Source organism: Patiriisocius sp. 208BN25-11, from assembly GCF_058147145.1.
On sequence record NZ_JBYVJY010000032.1, the window covers coordinates 1 to 2,317 of the forward strand.

1 protein-coding gene is annotated in these 2,317 nt (G+C 43.9%); it reads left to right on the forward strand.

Going from position 1 to position 2,317, the window contains the following annotated elements; all coding sequences use genetic code 11:
• Positions 1-2,317, forward strand: a 2,317-nt coding sequence (locus tag ACY2RS_RS15420; RefSeq protein ID WP_490099562.1) for a T9SS type B sorting domain-containing protein, incomplete at both ends; no start/stop codon positions are given.

The window sequence follows — 2,317 nt, forward strand, 5'->3', positions numbered from 1 at the left end:
CGGGCTACCTACGATGATGTTCCCCCAGCCACCGGTACAGGATGCTGGCGTGTTGTGGAGTTAGAACTTATTGTGAATCCAACGCCAATAGTTCCTATTGATATTGATCCCATTATCGCCTGTGATCCCGATATGGATGGTTTTGAGATATTTGATTTAACCCAGCGTGCTGCGGATATTTTCGGAACTCAAGATCCAGCCGATTATACCTTAAGTTATTACCTGAGTGATTTAGAAGCCATCGCTGGCACACCAGAGATTGCCAACCCAGGTGCTTTTATGAACACCATTACGCCGCTACAAACCATATGGATTCGTTTAGAGGATAACGATAGTGGATGCTTTAAGATCGGTAGCTTCGATATAGAAGTTGTAGACGGCCCTACCGTGATGCAGCCCGATGCTTTTAACATGTGTGATGATTTAGGGGAGCCTTTTGATGGTATTACGACCTTTGATTTAACCACGCAAGATGTACTCATTACTGGGGGTGCTCCAGGAGTGGGCGTACAGTACTACGAGACTCTGGCCAATGCCGAGGCTGATGTAGATGCTATTAACCCTGCTACGGCATATGTCAATACGATGAACTTGCAGACGATCTATGTGCGAGTGACCGACGGTAACACCTTGTGTATCGACACCAGTATTACCCTTACCTTACGAGTATTACCAAACCCACAACCAGAACAACCAGATCCTATTGCTTTATGTGATACCGATGGAGATGGAGAAGAGGTATTTGATTTAACCATTAGAGAGGCTCAGATATTAGATGGTGAGACGTATGACTTGCTGTACTATGAGACAGAAGAGCTCGCTATTGCTGGAGATCCTATGACGGAGATTGCCGATCCAACGATGTATACCAATACGAGTAACCCACAGACGATTTATATTCGTGTGACCAATCCAGGTTCAGACGCCTTTTGTTTTGAGATTGTGGAGTTAACGATTTCAGTGAACATGCTTCCAGACGATAGTGCGATGTTGGAGGACTACATAATCTGTGAGATTCCATTTGATGGTACTGCTATTTTCGATTTAACGACAAAGACCCAGGAGATTTTGATAGGTCAGGATATGGTCAATAATGTGGTTAGTTTTTATGTAGATCCAGCCGATGCCTTGGCGGGTGTGAACCCTATACCAATCCCTACAGCGTATCAAAACATAAGCAATCCGCAGCCTATTTATGTAGGGATTACCAATACAGCCACTACCTGTTATATAGGCGGTGCACAGTTCTTTAACATAGAGGTGAAAGAAGGAGCAATGGCCACGTCTCCAGCACAGCCATACACGCTTTGTGATGAAGAAGGTCCCAATGACGGCTTTACAGGTTTTGATTTAACGCTTCAAGACTTATTGGATGAGATTTTAAATGGTCAAGATCCTATGGATTACGATCTTACGTTCCATGAGACTTTAGAGAATGCCATGGAGGGATTAAATGCCTTACCAGCAACGTATACCAATATTATCAACCCACAGATTATCTATGCGAGAGTTACGAATCTGGCTACAGATTGTTATGAGATTGCAGAGGTGATCCTAAAGGTAGAGCAGTTACCAATAGTAACACTACCAGAGAGCTTTAGGTTATGTGTTGACGAGAATGGAAATCCAATAGAGGCAGCCGAGGGAGAGGTATCTCCTCCAGTGATAGATACAGGATTGGATCCGAGCCTATATAGTTTTGTGTGGAGTATTGATGGCCAGGAGCAAGAAGGAGAGACGGGTGCAAGTATTACGGCGCTCGTGGGTGGAAGCTATGAGGTAACTATCACGCAATTGGATAGTGGATGTACGACAAGTGTAAGCACAACAGTTACAGTGTCACAGGCACCAGTGAGTTGGAGTTTTAACTTGATCAATGGAGCCTTTGCAGAGAATCATACGGTAGAGGTGCTTCAAGAGGGTCTTGGGACGTATATCTATGCGATAGATGGGGGACCATTCCAGGAGAGTAATTTGTTTGAGAATGTGAGTCCTGGGGTTCATACCATCACGATTAAGGATGCCAATGGTTGTGGAGAGATCATGTTTGATATTGGAGTTGTGGATTATCCAGATTACTTTACTCCAAACAATGATGGATATCACGATACGTGGAATATTATAGGGATCGCCGATTTCGATCCTACGGCAAATATTTATATATTTGATCGCTATGGAAAGCTGTTAAAGCAAATCAGTCCGTTGACCCCGGGATGGGATGGGACCTATAATGGGAATGCCTTACCATCAAGTGATTACTGGTTTAGGGTAGAATACACTGAACAAGAAGTGCGCAAAGAGCTAAAAGGACATTTTA